The sequence below is a fragment of the Cereibacter sediminicola genome (assembly GCF_007668225.1).
Taxonomy (GTDB): domain Bacteria; phylum Pseudomonadota; class Alphaproteobacteria; order Rhodobacterales; family Rhodobacteraceae; genus Cereibacter_A; species Cereibacter_A azotoformans.
Genome location: NZ_VDEK01000182.1, coordinates 1 through 362, shown reverse-complemented (window position 1 = coordinate 362; position 362 = coordinate 1). Strand labels below are relative to the sequence as shown.

Below are 362 nucleotides of genomic sequence, written 5' to 3'. Positions count from 1 at the left end.
CCGCATTGCCCAGAACCTCGTCGTCCTCAACCAGCAGGATACGCATGTCACTCTCGATACCGTTCCCGGCCATCTTTGGCCGCTTGCCTGACGGCAGGCTGACAGCTTTTCCTGCCGCCTGTCAGGTGGCCGTAAGGCGCGCCGGAGAGAAGGACGACACTGCCAGGGAGAGGCGATCAGGATGAGGCCGGGACTGCTGACGATGGCGATGCTGGTGATGGCTGGGGCCGCATGGGCCGACGACGACTGCAACGTGCCGATGGCCGACTGGCAGCCCCGCGCCGCGGTCGAGGCGCTGGCCGCGACCGAAGGCTGGACGATCCGGCGCCTGAAGGTCGACGACGGCTGCTACGAGATCAAGG

General features: G+C 66.6%; 1 protein-coding gene. It reads left to right on the top strand.

Translation table 11 applies throughout. The annotated features are described in order from the left end of the window. Positions 1–181: 181 nt before the first annotated feature. On the top strand, positions 182–362 hold a 181-nt coding region (locus FG154_RS20915; protein ID WP_145112094.1), incomplete at its 3' end, for a PepSY domain-containing protein.